At 61.0% G+C, this 15780-nt stretch carries 12 protein-coding genes and 2 tRNA genes; 2 read left to right on the top strand and 12 right to left on the bottom strand.

Going from position 1 to position 15780, the window contains the following annotated elements:
• Positions 1-83 precede the first annotated feature (83 nt).
• From carB to rpsF, 12 genes are all read right to left on the bottom strand, one after another.
• Entirely contained in the window at positions 84-3398 is a 3315-nt protein-coding gene (carB, locus tag DW037_RS09900; protein ID WP_118373240.1) for a carbamoyl-phosphate synthase large subunit, read from the bottom strand.
• Between the two features lies 1 nt (position 3399).
• A complete protein-coding gene (gene carA / locus DW037_RS09895; protein ID WP_118373239.1) occupies positions 3400-4839 on the bottom strand; it encodes a glutamine-hydrolyzing carbamoyl-phosphate synthase small subunit in 1440 nt (479 codons plus the stop codon).
• Between the two features lie 208 nt (positions 4840-5047).
• Complete coding sequence (locus tag DW037_RS09890) at positions 5048-6013, bottom strand: hypothetical protein (protein ID WP_117743350.1); 966 nt, start codon at positions 6011-6013, stop codon at positions 5048-5050.
• A gap of 19 nt (positions 6014-6032) precedes the next feature.
• Positions 6033-7805, bottom strand: coding sequence for an ABC transporter ATP-binding protein (locus DW037_RS09885; protein WP_118373238.1), 1773 nt, complete (start codon positions 7803-7805; stop codon positions 6033-6035).
• Positions 7806-8052: 247 nt separating this feature from the next.
• Positions 8053-8748: an NUDIX domain-containing protein gene (locus tag DW037_RS09880; protein ID WP_172622467.1), complete on the bottom strand. Its 696-nt coding sequence runs from the start codon at positions 8746-8748 to the stop codon at positions 8053-8055.
• A gap of 21 nt (positions 8749-8769) precedes the next feature.
• Complete coding sequence (gene purD / locus DW037_RS09875; RefSeq protein WP_117756931.1) at positions 8770-10074, bottom strand: phosphoribosylamine--glycine ligase; 1305 nt, start codon at positions 10072-10074, stop codon at positions 8770-8772.
• A 118-nt stretch (positions 10075-10192) separates the two neighbouring features.
• Positions 10193-11479, bottom strand: coding sequence for an adenylosuccinate synthase (locus DW037_RS09870; protein ID WP_055251352.1), 1287 nt, complete (start codon positions 11477-11479; stop codon positions 10193-10195).
• A 93-nt stretch (positions 11480-11572) separates the two neighbouring features.
• Positions 11573-12970: a replicative DNA helicase gene (gene dnaB / locus DW037_RS09865; protein WP_006235827.1), complete on the bottom strand. Its 1398-nt coding sequence runs from the start codon at positions 12968-12970 to the stop codon at positions 11573-11575.
• 218 nt (positions 12971-13188) lie between these two features.
• Positions 13189-13728, bottom strand: a complete 540-nt coding sequence (gene rplI / locus DW037_RS09860) for a 50S ribosomal protein L9 (protein WP_022094073.1) — start codon at positions 13726-13728, stop codon at positions 13189-13191.
• Positions 13729-13743: 15 nt separating this feature from the next.
• Positions 13744-14010, bottom strand: coding sequence for a 30S ribosomal protein S18 (gene rpsR, locus DW037_RS09855; protein WP_006235829.1), 267 nt, complete (start codon positions 14008-14010; stop codon positions 13744-13746).
• Between the two features lie 72 nt (positions 14011-14082).
• Positions 14083-14535 (bottom strand): single-stranded DNA-binding protein, encoded by a 453-nt coding sequence (locus DW037_RS09850; RefSeq protein ID WP_006235830.1) that lies wholly within the window; start codon positions 14533-14535, stop codon positions 14083-14085.
• 48 nt (positions 14536-14583) lie between these two features.
• Positions 14584-14877 (bottom strand): 30S ribosomal protein S6, encoded by a 294-nt coding sequence (rpsF, locus tag DW037_RS09845; RefSeq protein WP_006235831.1) that lies wholly within the window; start codon positions 14875-14877, stop codon positions 14584-14586.
• Between the two features lie 494 nt (positions 14878-15371).
• Between rpsF and DW037_RS09840 the strand changes: the two genes are divergently transcribed.
• A tRNA-Ser gene (locus DW037_RS09840) sits at positions 15372-15462 on the top strand.
• A gap of 48 nt (positions 15463-15510) precedes the next feature.
• Positions 15511-15601 (top strand) — tRNA-Ser (locus tag DW037_RS09835).
• Positions 15602-15780: the final 179 nt, after the last annotated feature.

Here is a 15780-nt window from a genome sequence, read left to right as displayed (position 1 = left end):
AGTTTCCTCCTGAGCGACTCTGCTTGCAGCCGGAGCGAAAGGGGGAAATCTCGGCCCCTCCCGCCCCGGCCGACCAGGTCACACTACACCGTGTACTGCGGCAGGTCCTGCAGGGCGATGACGTCCATGCCCATGTCGTTGGCACTGCCGTGACCCTGCTGGTCCTCGCGCACCGCCTCGATGGCACTCACGTACGTGTTGGCGGCAGACATTGCGGTCACGCAGGTCACACCGCGTCGCACTGCCTCGGTGCGCAGCAGATAGCCGTCGCCGCGCGAGCCCGGACCGTACGGCGTGTTGATGATCACCGCGATCTTGCCATCGGCAATGAGGTCGCCGATGTTGGGGCGCTCGCCGTCGTGCGGGCCGCTAATCTTCTCCACGATCTCGCACGTCACGTTGCCTCCACGCAGCACGCGCGCCGTACCCTCGGTAGAGCAGATGTCAAAGCCCAGGTAGCGCAGGATGCGGGCGACCGAAAGGATATGGCGCTTGTCGCGGTCGCACACGCTGATGAACACCTTGCCGACGCTCGGGTCGGGCAGCTTGTAGTCAATCGCCAGCTGCGTCTTGGCGTATGCCTCGGGATAGCTCTTGGCGATACCCATGACCTCGCCCGTCGACTTCATCTCGGGCCCCAGGATGACGTCGGCGCCCGGGAAACGACCCCAGGGCATGACGGCTTCCTTCATGCAGAACCAGTCCAGCTGACGTTCGTCGCTCGGCAGGCCCAAGCTCGCGATGGAATCGCCTGCCATGATGCGCGCCGCGCATTTGGCCAGCGGCACACCGGTGGCCTTGGAGATAAACGGCACGGTACGGCTGGCGCGCGGGTTGGCCTCGATCACGTAGACGGTCTCGCCCTTGATGGCATATTGCACGTTGACCAGACCGCGGACTCCCAGCGCCATCGCGATGCGGCGCGTGGTCTCGCGGAGCTTCGCCTGCAGGCTCTCGCTAAAGCTGAACGGCGGGATGCAGGTCGCGGAGTCGCCGGAGTGAATACCGGCTTCCTCGATATGCTCCAGGATGCCGCCGATGTATACCTCTTCGCCATCGCACAGGGCGTCGACATCGGACTCGATTGCGCCCTCCAGGAAGCGGTCCAGATACACCGGGTAGTCGGGGCTGATGCGCGCAGCCTCTGCCATGTAATCGCGCAGATGCTCGGCATCGTAGGCGATCATCATGCCGCGGCCGCCCAGCACGTAGCTCGGACGCACCAGCAGCGGGTAGCCGATGTGCGCGGCCACGGCCTCGGCCTCCTCAAACGAGGTGGCCTGACCCGCCGGCGGGTACATAATGCCCAGCTTGTCGAGCAGGGCGGCAAAGCGCTCGCGGTCCTCGGCAAAATCGATGGCGTCGGGCTTTGTGCCCATAATGTTCACGCCGCTCTCCTCGAGCATGCGCGCCAGCTTAAGCGGGGTCTGGCCGCCGAGCGTCACCACGACGCCGTCGGGGCGCTCGACATCGATAACGTCCATGACGTCCTCGTAGGTGAGCGGCTCAAAGTACAGACGGTCGGACGTGTCATAGTCGGTCGAGACGGTCTCGGGATTGCAGTTGACCATGATGGTCTCGAAGCCGCGAGCCGCCAGCGCGTAGCTCGCATGCACGCAGCAGTAATCGAACTCGATACCCTGGCCAATGCGGTTGGGGCCGGCGCCCAGGATCATCGCCTTGGGCTTGTCCGCCGGCGTGGTCTCGTCGGGAGCCACGCACTTCTTGGCATCCGGGCTCGTGCGGTAGATGTTCTCGTACGTCTTGTAGTGGTACTCCGTGGCGCTCGAGAACTCGGCCGCGCAGGTATCGACCGTCTTCATGCTGGGAACCACGCCCAGGCCCTTGCGGTAAGCGCGCACAAAGCGCTCATCGGAGCCGGTCAGCGCGGCAATCTCGGCGTCGCTCGTGCCGTACTGCTTGAGCAGGCGCATCGCGTCGGCGTCGATATCCTCCACGCGCAGGCCGCGGATGCTCTCCTGGACCTGCACCATGTCGTTGATACGGTTGAGGTACCACGGATCGATACCGCAGATGGCATGGATGCGGGCGATGTCCCAGCCACGGCGCAGGGCCTCGACCACAAAGAAGATGCGGTGCTCGGTCGGGGTTGCCACGGCCTGAGCGAGCTCGTCGTCGCTCAGCTTGTCGGCACCCTCCTTGCCACCGGCGCAAATGCCCTGATGTCCGTCCTCCAGCGAGCGCATGGCCTTGCCAAAGGCCTCCTCAAAGGTGCGGCCGATCGCCATGATCTCGCCCACGGCCTTCATGCGCGTGGTGAGCGTGGGGTCGGTACCCTTGAACTTCTCGAAGGCAAAGCGCGGCACCTTGACCACGCAGTAGTCAATCGTGGGCTCAAAGCAGGCGGGCGTTGCCTTGGTGATGTCGTTGACGATTTCGTCGAGCGTATAGCCAACGGCCAGGCGCGCGGCGGCCTTGGCGATGGGGAAACCCGTGGCCTTGGAGGCCAGTGCGGACGAGCGGCTCACGCGCGGGTTCATCTCGATGACGATCAGACGGCCGGTCTGGGGGTTCACGGCAAACTGCACGTTGGAGCCGCCGGTCTCGACGCCGATCTTTTCCAAGATGGCGAGCGAGGCGACACGCATGCGCTGATACTCAAGGTCGGAGAGGGTCTGCGCCGGTGCCACCGTGATGGAGTCGCCGGTATGCACGCCCATGGGATCGAGGTTCTCGATGGAGCACACGATGATGCCGTTGCCGGCGTGGTCGCGCATGACCTCCATCTCGTACTCTTTCCAGCCCTCGATGGACTCCTCGACCAGCACCTCGTGGGCAGGCGAAAGCTCGAGGCCCTGGCTCACGATAGAGACGAGCTCCTCATGGGTATGCGCGATGCCGCCGCCGGCACCGCCGAGGGTAAAGCTCGGACGCAGCACGCAGGGATAGCCCACGCGCTCGGCGATGGCCTCGGCGTCAGCCACGCTATAGGCGTAGCCCGAGCGCGCGACCTCCAGGCCGATCTCGGCCATGGCCTCGTTAAAGAGCTTGCGGTCCTCGCCGCGCTCGATGGCGGCCAGGTCGCAACCGATCATCTCGACGCCGTACTTGTCGAGCGTGCCGTCCTTTGCCAGCTCGACGGCGGCGTTCAGACCGGTCTGGCCGCCCAGCGTGGGCAGCAGCGCGTCCGGGTGCTCTTTCTTGATCACGCGCTCGATAAACTCGGCGGTGATAGGCTCAACATAGGTGCGGTCAGCCAAGCCCGGGTCGGTCATGATGGTCGCCGGATTGGAGTTGACCAGGATGACCTCAAAGCCATCCTCCTTGAGCACCTTGCAGGCCTGGGCGCCGGAGTAGTCGAACTCGCAGGCCTGACCGATAACGATGGGGCCCGAACCAATAACGAGGATGCGCTTGATGTCAGTACGTTTAGGCATGTTAGTTCTCCTCGGTCGCAGCGTTCTCGGACTCGGCGAAATTCCAGCCGGCGAGGCGGTCCTTCGCGGTGTCGATGTCCAGGTAGTTCTCCTCGCCGTCCATGAGTCGCGTAAAGGCGGTAAAGAGATAGTGGGCATCGGTGGGGCCGGGCGAAGCCTCGGGGTGGTATTGGACCGAGAAGCACGGGGCGTCGAGCAGCTGGATGCCCTCGGCGGTGCCGTCGTTGAGGTTCACATGTGTCAGGCGAATGCGGCCAAAGCGCTCGTTCATCACGACCGGCGCGATACCGCGGCGCACCCAGGCGCGCAGGTCGCCATCGGCCGCATGCTCGGTTTCGCCGCCGGAAAGCTCCGGAATCAGTTTGCCCAGACTGGGGAACAGCAGGCCAAAGCCGTGGTTTTGCGCGGTGATCTCCACGCGACGGCTCACCAGATTCATAACCGGCTGGTTACCGCCACGGTGACCGAATTTAAGCTTTTCCATTTGGGCGCCGCAGGCCAAGCTGATCATCTGGTGACCTAGGCAAATACCAAAGACCGGCACCTTGCCGATCAGCTGCTGCACCTGCTCGTAGGTCTCCACCACGGCGTCGGGGTCGCCGGGGCCGTTGGACAAAAAGACGCCATCGGGATTCATCTCGAGCACCTGCTGGGCGGGCGTATCCCACGGCACGACGGTAAGGTCGCAGCCGGCGCGGACCAGCCCCTCCAGAATGCCGCGCTTCACACCGCAGTCGTAGGCGACCACTTTGTGACGGGCAGGAGCGGCAACCGCAAGCGCAAAGTCATGCGTGGCAGGCAGGTCGGCGGCCACAAACTCGTGAGGCGCGGGGCAACTTACGGTCTTGACCAGGTTCTCGCCCACCAGCGTCGGCGCTGCGGCCAGACGCTCGGCAAGCTCGTCGATGTCGAAGATCTCGGTCGAGATAATGCCCATCTTGGAGCCGTTGTCGCGCAGATGGCGCACCAGAGCGCGGGTGTCGACACCCTCGATAGCGACGATGCCGTGAGCGCGCAGGTACTCCGGTACGCTGACGGCCGAGCGCCAGTTAGAAGGCGTGGCACACATGTCGCGAACGATCATGCCACGCATAGCCGGAGCGCTCGCAGGGCGCACGGCGTCGCCGGGGAAGGCCGACTGGACGTCGGTCTCGTCGATACCGTAGTTGCCGATCTGCGGATAGGTCATGGTTACGATTTGGCCGGCATAACTCGGGTCGGTCATAACCTCAAAGTAGCCCTCGAGCGAGGTGTTGAAGCAGACTTCGCCGGTCGCGGTGCCCTCGGCGCCGCATGCGCGTCCATAAAAAATGGTCCCATCCTCAAGATACAGGGTGCAGGGACCGCAAGCGCCCTTGCTGGTTTTGGCCAGCATACGCTGGCACAGCTCGCTGGGCGCGATGGTGCGGGCGGCAGCGCCCGCAATATGGTTGTTCGCCATAGTTCTCCTTCCCGGTCTCACAGGACCGGCTTAAAGGTGTGCAGTTAGGCCTCGCGGTATTGTAACCGCAAGCATGCCTCATGGCGTTAATTTCATCGAAATGTTTACGAAATGATAATTATGACTTTCTATGCATAATGATTTTTTAATCCCCGTCCCAGAAAAATCATCCCGCATGGGCTTGTGGCTCACGCGGGACGATGGCCTCCTACTTTTTCTTGTCCTGTTCCAGCAGATCGGACGGTGAGCGATCGGGCTTGCCGCCGCGGAAAATCTCGCGACCATGCAGACGATGTTCCAGGTCACGTTCGGCCTTTTCCTCGTCAATCTTGGTCTGGCTCACCACCGGGTCCTCAATCAACGACGACACCGAGTTCACCTGCTTCTGAATGCGCTCGGCGATGGTGTCATCCATACTCACGATGCGCATCTTCCAGTCGATACTCGTGGCGTTGGATGAGCTCTTGGTCCACACGAACGTCAGAATGGCGCTCTGGTGGCCCTGGGCGGGAAACATGCCAAAGAAGGAATCATGCTGAATGTTGCTATCTTCGTCGATATAGGCGTGCACGTTATACACCACGCGGTCAATCTTATCGTTGAGCAGCGCGTTGGTCGCAAGTGCCGCGGCCTGAATCTGCCCGTTGGACAGCAGTTCGAGCTCGTTGGCAGACGATGTGTCCAACACCGTTACCTCGACCGTGCCCGTACGCTCATCGGCCTCGTCGACGGAAAAGTCGAGCGGAAACTGCGTAAAGCCGTTGCCCCACTCAAGGCCGCCCTTCAGCGCCGTCGAAACGGTATCGACCGAAACGCTCTCGGACAGATTGGCGGTATTCAGACGGCGCATCACGCCGTAGCCGATCTGCATGCCCACGATCAGCACCAAAATACCGATGACCACGGCCATCGCGGTCTTCGTAATGGTATGGCTCACCTGCGAGCCCGAAGGATCGTCCTCGGACAGCGGGTCGATATGTTTTGCCTGGCTCGCGCGGTCCTCGCTGCGCAGCTGCGCTAGCGCCGCTTTGTCACCGCGCTTGGCCGCAGCCTCCTTCTCGCGCATGCGCTCGGTACGCTTTTTGGCAAGCGTAGGATCCAAGACGCCGGATGCATCGATTTCGGAGAATAACTCCGTCACCTCTTCCGGAGTCAAAGGGTTCTTATCAGCCATAAACTTCCTGTCATACCAATCAGTCGAGCTCGTGCGCACGCGCACCTTCGAACTGCATTCGATAGTAACGGGCATAGGTGCCGCCACGGGCGAGAAGCTCCTCGTGCGTGCCACGTTCCACAACGCGACCATGCTCAACGGTCGCAATCTCGTCAGCATGCTTAATGGTCGAGAGGCGGTGGGCGATGATAATCGTGGTGCGGCCGCGCGCCAGCTCTTCGAGTGACTCCTGCACCGCCTCCTCGCTCTCGTTATCCAAAGCACTCGTCGCCTCGTCCAAGATCAGGATCTTGGGGTTCTTGAGAAACACGCGCGCGATGGCGACGCGCTGCTTCTGTCCGCCCGAAAGACGGCTGCCGCGCTCGCCCACGACCGTGTCATAGCCCTGCGGCAGCGACTCGATAAAGGCATCGATGTTGGCGCGACGGGCGGCTTCGGCGATCTCTTCTGCCGTGGCGCCCGGTTTGCCGTAGGCGATATTCTCGCCAATCGTTCCATCGAACAGATACACGTCTTGCTGCACCAGGCCGATGGCACGACGCAGGCTCTGCTGTGTCACATCGCGCACGTCCTGGCCGTCGATGCTAATGGATCCGGCGGCCACGTCATAAAAGCGCGGTAGCAACGAACAGGTCGTGGACTTGCCACCGCCCGAAGGGCCAACCAAAGCGATGGTCTGACCAGGCCTGATGGACAGGTCCATATGGTTGATAACGGGACGCTCGTCGGCATCGCCCTCGCCCAGCTCAACATCCTCGTAGTTAAAGCACACGTCGTGATACTCCACGGCGCCGGCGGTCACCTGTAGATCCGTAGCGCCCGGCTTGTCCTGGATATCCGGCGCGGTCGAGAGCACCTCGTCCATACGCTTAAAGCCGGCGATAGCCTTCTGATACATCTCGGCGGAATTGACAAGCGTCTCGAGCGGCGTGCAGAACAACGAAATGTAGAGCGCAAACGTCGCCATATCGACTGCTTGCAGCTCGCCCTGAGCCACCAGCCAACCGCCGAGCAGCACCACGATCACGTAGAGCACGCCCGAGAGCAGGCCATACGTCGCGGTATAGACGCCCATGGCGTGGTACATGTTCTCTTTGGACGAAAGGTAGCCATCGTTAGAGGCACGGAACTTGGCGCGCTCGGTCTCCTCGTTGGCAAAGCTCTTGACTACGCGCATGCCCGCCAGCGAATCCTGCAGTTGTGCATTGATGCCGCTGATCTTTTTGCGGTTGTCGCTAAAGACCTCGCGCATACGCATGTTCTGCCAAAACATGATGACCGCAAACACCGCCGTCACCACGGCCATGGCAAGCGCCAACACCGGGGCGATGGTAAAGAGGATCACAAACGAGCCAATGATCTCGATGCCGCAGATGATGATCCACTCGGGCACGTGATGCGCCGCCTCGCAGATATCGAACAGGTCGTTGACCACGCGGCTCATCATGTCGCCCGAGCTGTTGCGGTCGAAGTACGCAAAGCTAAAGCGCTCATACTGGTCAAACAGGTCCTCGCGCATCTTGGACTCCATGCGCGCGCCCATCACGTGACCCCAATAGCTCACAAAGTAGCGGCAGGCACAGCGGACGGCATACATCAGCACCAAGCCCACCGCGATCATACCGAGCGCCTGCATAATGGCAGCCTGACCCTGGGTAAACAGCCCACCGGTCAGATTGCGCAGAATAATAGGAAACGCCAGGTCAATGGCAGCAAGCACCAGAGCGCAAACAGTATCGGCAACAAAAAGCCCCATCTGGGGCTCGTAATACGAGAGAAACCTTTTAAACATGCAATCCTCGAAGAGAAATAAATAGCGTGAGAAATCCGGTTGAACCGGTCAGGCTGAAAACAAAGCGTCCCAACAAGCATAACGCCGATGTTCTGGCAGCGTCAGCGAAAACGTCCCTAAGCGAGCAAGGTGCCTTGAAAGAGGAGCGACGCGTACTTCGGTACGCGAGCGACGATTGAAAGGCAGATTGCCGCTTAGGGGCGTTTGCAGCGTCGACTCGTTACGCGGTTTGGTAAAACCGCGTAACCTAGAGCTCCGCGCCCCCAAGGCGATGCGCGATGCTATCGCAGGCCAAGGCGCCCACGACGGTCTTGGCGTCTTCGATCTTGCCGTCGAGTACGGCGTCGATCAACTCGTGCAGTGGCACCAGGTCCACGTTGACAAACTCGTCATCATCGGGGTTGGGCGCATCAAACTCCAGCTTGGTAGCCAAGTAGATGTGAATGATCTCGTCGCAAAAACCACAGGACGTGACAATCGACGTCAAAAAGCGAATGCGACCAGCCCTAAAGCCCGTCTCCTCATGCAGCTCGCGTTTGGCGCAATCGAGCGGGTCCTCGCCTGGATCGAGCTTGCCGGCGGGAATCTCGACCGTCACACGGTCGATGGCGGTGCGGTACTGACGCACCAGCACAATCTTGCCGCTCTCGGTCAGCGCCACAACGGCCGCCGCACCCGGATGGCGAACGATATCGCGGGCGCTGCGGCGACCGTTAGGCAGCTCAACCTCAAGACGGTGGACGTCGAGGATCTTGCCCTTCCAGGCGCACTCCTCCGAAAGAATCTTCTCGTGCAGCTCGGCATCGTGCGGGTCGTCGTCGCCCAGCACCAGCGCCGGCTCGTCAGCGACCTCGCCACCAGGTTCGCCCTCGGCGTGCCCATACATGCGGCTGTCCTCCTCGACGATCTGTGCGTCCACGAGCTCTTCGTTCTTCTCGTCCATCCGTCTCATTCCTCTCGGATTTTAGGCATCCCAGGCGTCGCGGCCGCGCAGCGCACGCAGGCCGATGTCGTGGCGCAGGGTCTTACCCTCAAAATCAATCTTCTCGCAGGCCTCGTAGGCAAGGTTGCGAGCGTTCTCGAACGTGTCGCCCAGAGCGGTCACGGCAAGCACGCGGCCACCATTGGTCACGAGCTGGCCGTCCACCACGGCAGTGCCCGCGTGGTACACGGTCACGTTCTCCATGGCCTCGGCATCGGCAATACCGGTGATGACCTTGCCCTTCTCGTAGCTGCCGGGATAACCCGCACTCGTCAGGACAACGGCCACGGCCCACTCGTCACGCCAGTCGAGCTCAATCTGATCGAGCTCGCAGTTGGCGCAGGCCAGCATGACCTCGACCAGGTCGTTCTTAAGGCGCGGGAGCACGACCTGCGTCTCGGGGTCGCCAAAGCGGGCGTTGAACTCCAGCACCTTGGGGCCGGCGGGGGTGAGCATAAAGCCGCCATACAGGCAGCCGCGGTAGTCGATGCCCTCGGCAGCAAGCTCGGCAACGGTCTGCTCCATGACCGCCACCATGGTGGCGTGCTCCTCGTCGGTCACGATGGGCACCGGGCTGTAGACGCCCATGCCGCCGGTGTTGGGACCCTTGTCGCCCTCGAGCGCGCGCTTGTGGTCCTGCGAGGTGGCCATGGGGCGCACGGTCTTGCCGTCGGTAAAGGCCAAAAGCGAGCACTCGGGGCCGGTCAGCATCTCCTCGATAACCACGGTATTGCCGGCATCGCCAAAGGTGCCGCCAAAGCACTCGCGCACGGCCTCCTCGGCCTGCTCAAGTTCGATCGCCACGATGACGCCCTTGCCCGCGGCAAGGCCGTCGGCCTTGACGACCAGCGGGGCGCCCTGCTCGCGCACGTAGGCGAGAGCCGAAGCCTCGTCGGTAAACGAGCCGTAGGCTGCCGTCGGAATGCCCGCGCGCTCCATGAGCTGCTTGGAGAACAGCTTGGAGCCCTCCATCTGGGCGCCCTCGGCACCCGGGCCAAAGCAGAGAATACCCGCCGCGCGCACGGCGTCGGCCACACCCGCCACGAGCGGAGCCTCGGGGCCAATTACCACGAGTCCGCATCCGTGGCTCTGCGCAAACGCCGCCACGGCCGCAGGATCGCAGTCGTCGAGAACAACGTTCTCGCCGCAGCTCGCGGTGCCGCCGTTGCCCGGCGCGATGTAGAGCTTGCCGGCGCGCGGTGATGCTGCGAGCTTAGCTGCCAAAGCATGCTCACGGCCGCCGCTGCCCAACAACAGGATGTCGATGGTTTGAGTGTCCGCCTTCAAGGGTGCCTCCTCTATGGATGAATGGCCCGCTCCGCGCGAGCCCTTTGCAAGCAAATATACCCCTCGGCCGCCCGCTTGGGCTGCAAAGGGGTATATCGCAATAACCAAATAGTCCCGATTACTTCCAGAATCGGTTGATGATCTGCTCGCGACCGGCGCCGACGCCAATGAACGTCACGCGGGTGTGTGCCAGATCCTCGATAAACGCCACGTAGTCCTGAGCCTCCTGCGGCAGCTCATCAAAGCTGCGGCAACCGGTGATGTCGCACTTCCAGCCGGGGAGCTCCTCGTAGATGGGCTTGGCATGCTCAAAGCGCACCTGATGCTCGGGCACGCTGGTGTAGCGCTCGCCATCGACGTCGTAGGCCACGCACACCTTGATGGTGTCGAAGGCCGAAAGCACGTCGAGCTTAGTCAGGGCGATATCGGTGAGGCCGTTGACGCGTGAGGCGTAGTTGGCGATGGGGCCGTCGAACCAGCCGCAGCGACGACGGCGACCGGTGGTCACACCGTACTCATAGCCCTCCTCGGTCAGCGTGTGACCGGCCTCGGACTCATAGGAAAGCTCGGTGGGCATGGGGCCCGAACCGACGCGGGTGATATAGGCCTTCATGACGCCCAGCACGCGGTCGACGTTCTTCATGCCCACGCCGGAGCCGGTGATGGCGCCGCCGGCGGTGCAGTTGGAAGACGTCACGTACGGATAGGTGCCGTGGTCGATGTCGAGCAACGTCGCTTGGGCGCCCTCAAACAGCAGGTCCTTGCCCTCATCGATCATGTTGTTGAGCAGCAGGCTCGTCTCGGTGATGTAGGGACGCAGGCGCTCGGCCATGGGCAGGTACTCGTCGCAAATCTGGTCCACGGTGTAGGTGGGCAGGTTGTAGATGAGCTCAAGCTCGGGGTTCACGCGGGCGAGAGCGGTCTCCAGCTTGTCGCGGAACAGCGCCTCGTCCAGCATATCCTGCATGCGCAGGCCAATGCGGGCCATCTTGTCCTGATAGCACGGACCGATACCGCGCTTGGTGGTACCGATGTTCTTCTTGCCGAGCTTCTGCTCAAAGGCGCCATCCAGGTCGATGTGGTACGGCATGATGACATGCGCGTTGCCGCTAATCTTGAGGTTCTTGGTGGTGATGCCGTCGGCCTCGAACATGTCGATCTCCTCAAGGACAACCTTGGGGTTGACGACGCAGCCGTTACCGATCACCGACACATGGTCGGAATACATGATGCCGGAGGGCACCTGGTGCAGGCCGTACTTCTTGCCGTTGACGACGATGGTGTGGCCGGCGTTGTTGCCGCCCGAGTAGCGCACGACGGCATCGAAGTCGCCGGCGACCAGGTCGCAGATCTTACCCTTGCCCTCATCGCCCCACTGGGCACCGACCAAAACGGTTGACGGCATGTTTACTCCTTACATTCATGGACTGTCTACGCGCCACGCCGGCACGCAGAAGCACAAAACATTCCCAGTATACCCGTGCAACGGGCGCCTGTCCTACTCCTCGGCATGTGCCCCATCAAGCTCATAGAACTTGGTGGATGCCGGCAGGAACATCAGGTCGACGTCGCCGATCGGGCCCGAACGGTTCTTGGCCACGACGATACGCGTAACGCCCTCGTCGGGTCGATCGTCGCGCGAGGCTTCGGCCTCGTCGGCGGAGCGGTCCAAGAACATAACGATATCGGCGTCCTGCTCGATGGAGCCCGATTCACGAAGGTCGGAAAGCTGCGGGCGCTTGCCGGTACGGGATTCGACCTGACGCGAGAGCTGCGACAGCGCGATGAGCGGGATCTTGAGTTCCTTGGCCATGATCTTCAGACCACGCGACATCTCGGAGACCTCGACGGTACGGCTCTCGGAGCGGCGTCCCGGCGGAGGACTCACCAGCTGCAGGTAGTCCAGGATGATGATGGCCTTCTCCTTGTTGTGGAGCATGCGGCGGCTCTTGGCGCGAATCTCGGTCACTGTGGTGCCGGGCGTATCGTCAATCAGAATATCGAGCTTGGACAAGGTCTGCGTGGCCTCGTTGATATTGGCCCACTGCTCGGGGCTAATGCGGCCCATGCGGAAGTCACTGATCGAAATCATGGCGTAGGCGCAAATCAGACGCTGGGCAATTTCCTTGCCCGACATCTCCAGCGAGAAGAAGCCGACGGTATAACCGGCCGCGGCAGCGTTGAGCGCCAGATTCAGGGCGAACGACGTCTTACCCACAGCAGGGCGGGCGCCGATGATGATGAGCTGGCCCTCGCGAAAACCCATGAGCATGCGGTCGAGCGACGGGAAGCCCGTGGGCACGCCCGCAGCCTGGCCGCCTGCCTGGCACACTTCCTCGGCCTCGTTATAGGCCTCGACCATAAACTCGGTCAGCGTCTTGTAGCTCGACTTGACCTCGCGCGCCGTGACCTTGAGCAACTTGCTCTCGGCCAGCTCCACGACCTCTTTGGTATCGGTGGGAGCGTTATAGGCCAGCGCGTTGATCTCGTTGGTGGCGCCGATCAGCTCACGCAGCATCGAATCGCGGCGAACGATAGCGGCATGGTGCTGCCAGTTGACGAGCGACAGGGTCTGACCCATCAACTCCAAAATGTAGGCCTCGCCGCCCACGGCATCAAGCTTGTTGATGCTTCGCAGGTAATCGATCAGCGAGATGGAGTCGATGGGAATGCGGCTGTTGTACATATCGACCATCGCGGTATAGATGGTCTTATGAATGGGCCGGTAGAAGTCATCGGGCTGCAGCTCGACCTGGGCCTCTTCGACCACCTCGGGCGATAGCAGCATAGCGGCCAGTACATTGGCCTCTGCATCTTGGTTTTGGGGAAGACCCAACTTGGAGCCGCGGTCCTCAACCGTCAGCCCGGTCTCCCTATCGTCATATGCCATGAGCATCCTCATTCATATCGCTTGCGAGCATCCATAGTATCAGCCACGGTCCCAAAACGCGCCGCGCGCCGCCAATCATCACCGAACCAAACGGATGAACGGTCCTGTATATAGGACTTCGACGCAACGTTCACCATGACACTCACTCAGCGCAAAAAACAAAAGGGCGCCCTGGTTTCCCAGAGCGCCCTTCTTAGAACAAGATTGTTGCGTTGCAGCAAATGCTACTCGGCAGCAGCCTCAGTCTCGACCTCGGCGGTCTCGGCCTCGGCGACCTCAGCGGCCTCCTCGACCTCAGCCTCGGCAGCGAGCTCCTCGGCGGTAACGCCGACGAGAACGACAACCTCGGCCTTGATCTCGCGGTACAGCGAGATGGCAACGGTGTGGGCACCGGCAACCTTGATGGGCTTACCGAGCTCGACGCGCTTGCGATCGATGTCCATACCGAGCTGAGCCTTGATGGCGTCAGCGATCATAGCGGCGGTAACGGAGCCAAAGAGGATGCCCTCGTCGCCGACCTTGACGTCAACGGTGACCGTCTTGCCCTCGAAGGCAGCCTTGGTCTCGTTGGCGGTAGCCAGACGGACGGCCTCGCGCTTGGCGATGTTGTTGCGACGCTCGTCAAGCTGCTTGAGGTTGCCCTTGGTGGCGGCAACAGCGAGCTTCTTGGGGAACAGGAAGTTCTCAGCGTAACCCTGAGCGACCTCTACGACGTCACCCTCGCCGCCCTTGCCCTTGATCTCATCGAGAAGAATAACCTTCATGATGCGTCTCCCTTCTTAGCCGCGGTCGCGGTTGCCACGAGAGGAAACCACGGGGACGGTGTACGGCAGGAGAGCCATCTCGCGGGCGCGCTTGATGGCGTTGGCGATGTCATGCTGATGCTGCGTGCAAGCGCCAGTGACGCGACGGGGCTTAATCTTGCCACGGTCGGTCATGTACTTACGGAGAAGCTGAGTGTCCTTATAGTCGATGAACTCAGTGTTCTCCTTGCAGAACTGGCAGTACTTACGACGCGGCTGACGTGCAGAAAAATCATTAGCCATGTCAAAATACCTTTCGTTTGGCAACTTCGGCGAACCGAAGCCGCCTCTCACTCAAAAATAGGTGAACAACCCTTAGAACGGGATGTCCTCATCGTAGACGTCGACCGCGGGCGGCGTAGCCACCGGTGCGGCAGGACGTGCTGCGGGCGCGGGAGCTGCGGGGGCGTAACCGCCCTGGTCGTAGCCACCCTGGCCACCACGGGAGCTCATAAACTCGATCTCATCGACGATGACCTCAAGCTTGCTCCGGCGCTGGCCGTCGCGCTCCCAAGAGCTGTAGCGCAGCTTGCCCTCGATCGCGACCTTGTTTCCCTTTGCCAGGAAACGGCTCACGGCCTCGGCGCGGGTGCCGAACATGGTGCAGTCGACAAAGTTGGGATAGTCCTCCCACTCGCCAGTCTGCGCGTTGCGGCGACGATCGTTCACGGCGACGCCAAAGGACAGAACCTGGGTTCCGCCGGCGGTGGCGCGCAGCTCGGGATCGCGGGTGAGGTTACCGGTGATGTTCACTCGATTGATGCTCATAACTCACTACTTCCTCTTGGGGCACAAGCCCAGTCCAAAACGACAGTCTTACTCCTGGTCGTCGCGACGGACGATCATGTGGCGGACCACAGCGTCGGTGATGCGCAGGACGCGATCAAGCTCGGCGATCTGGGTAGGATCTGCGTGGAAGTTGATGAGGGTGTAGTCACCATCGGTGAGGTCGTTGATCTCGTAGGCGAGCTTGCGCTTGCCCCACTCGTCAACGGAGTCGACCTTGCCAGCGCCCTCAGCGATCGTGGTATCGATACGCTTCATAACAGCGAGACGAGTCTCGGGGTCGAGCGACGGGTCAACAAAGAACAGCAGTTCATAAGCCTTCATATTGTCACCTCCTCTGGGCAAATGTGGCTTCAGGTCGTGAAGGTGCGCCTGAAGCAGGAAAAGACTTGGTAATAATATCTTTCAACCTCCCAGGCCGCAAGAATATGCAGCTACAACCTCATGACCTCCACATATGCCCATACTCACACGGCATTTCATGCGTCTTCCAACCAAATGCTGACCAAATGCTTGACGGAACTGTGGACAAGATACGGCGCTGCGGGGACAAACCAAATCAAACTGCAGGTCAGCCATTGCAAGGCTGTGGTCGCAAAATGCATACCAGTGGCTCACAACACCGTTCAAATATTTTTAAAATTGCTGCCACGTCGTCTATAAATACCTATTTTGAACAATTTGTTGTATGCAGCCATGCTGGTCAGAGCCCGTTTTTGACCTTCTCGATCCCGTCACGAAGCCAAGCGATTCAAAAAATGCCAACTTTTCTGTTTGCACTTTGCGATTCCTCGTGTATACTGACTTTCGCATTTAACGGAGAGTTGTCCGAGTGGCCGAAGGAGCACGATTGGAAATCGTGTAGGCGTCAAAAGCGTCTCCAGGGTTCAAATCCCTGACTCTCCGCCAGTTAATTCCAAAGCAGGCCTTCGAGCCTGCTTTGTTTTTACCCCACGCGGAGGGGTGGCAGAGTGGTTGAATGCGGCGGTCTCGAAAACCGTTTGGCCTGTATAAGGTCACGAGGGTTCGAATCCCTCCTCCTCCGCCATTTTGGTTGAGAAAGCTCCCAACAACGGGAGCTTTTTTGTTTAGAGTCCCTTACAAGCAAATACGGCGGAGGAGGAGGGGTTCGAACCCGCCCTTCCCTCAAAAACATGTACGTCAGCCTCCAAAACCGACATTTTTGGCTCTTCGGTGGTTTCTGTGGGAGAGATTCCGGCATAGGCC

This window comes from Collinsella sp. AF39-11AT (assembly GCF_003474585.1).
GTDB lineage: Bacteria > Actinomycetota > Coriobacteriia > Coriobacteriales > Coriobacteriaceae > Collinsella.
This window is presented reverse-complemented; position numbering and strand designations above follow the sequence as displayed.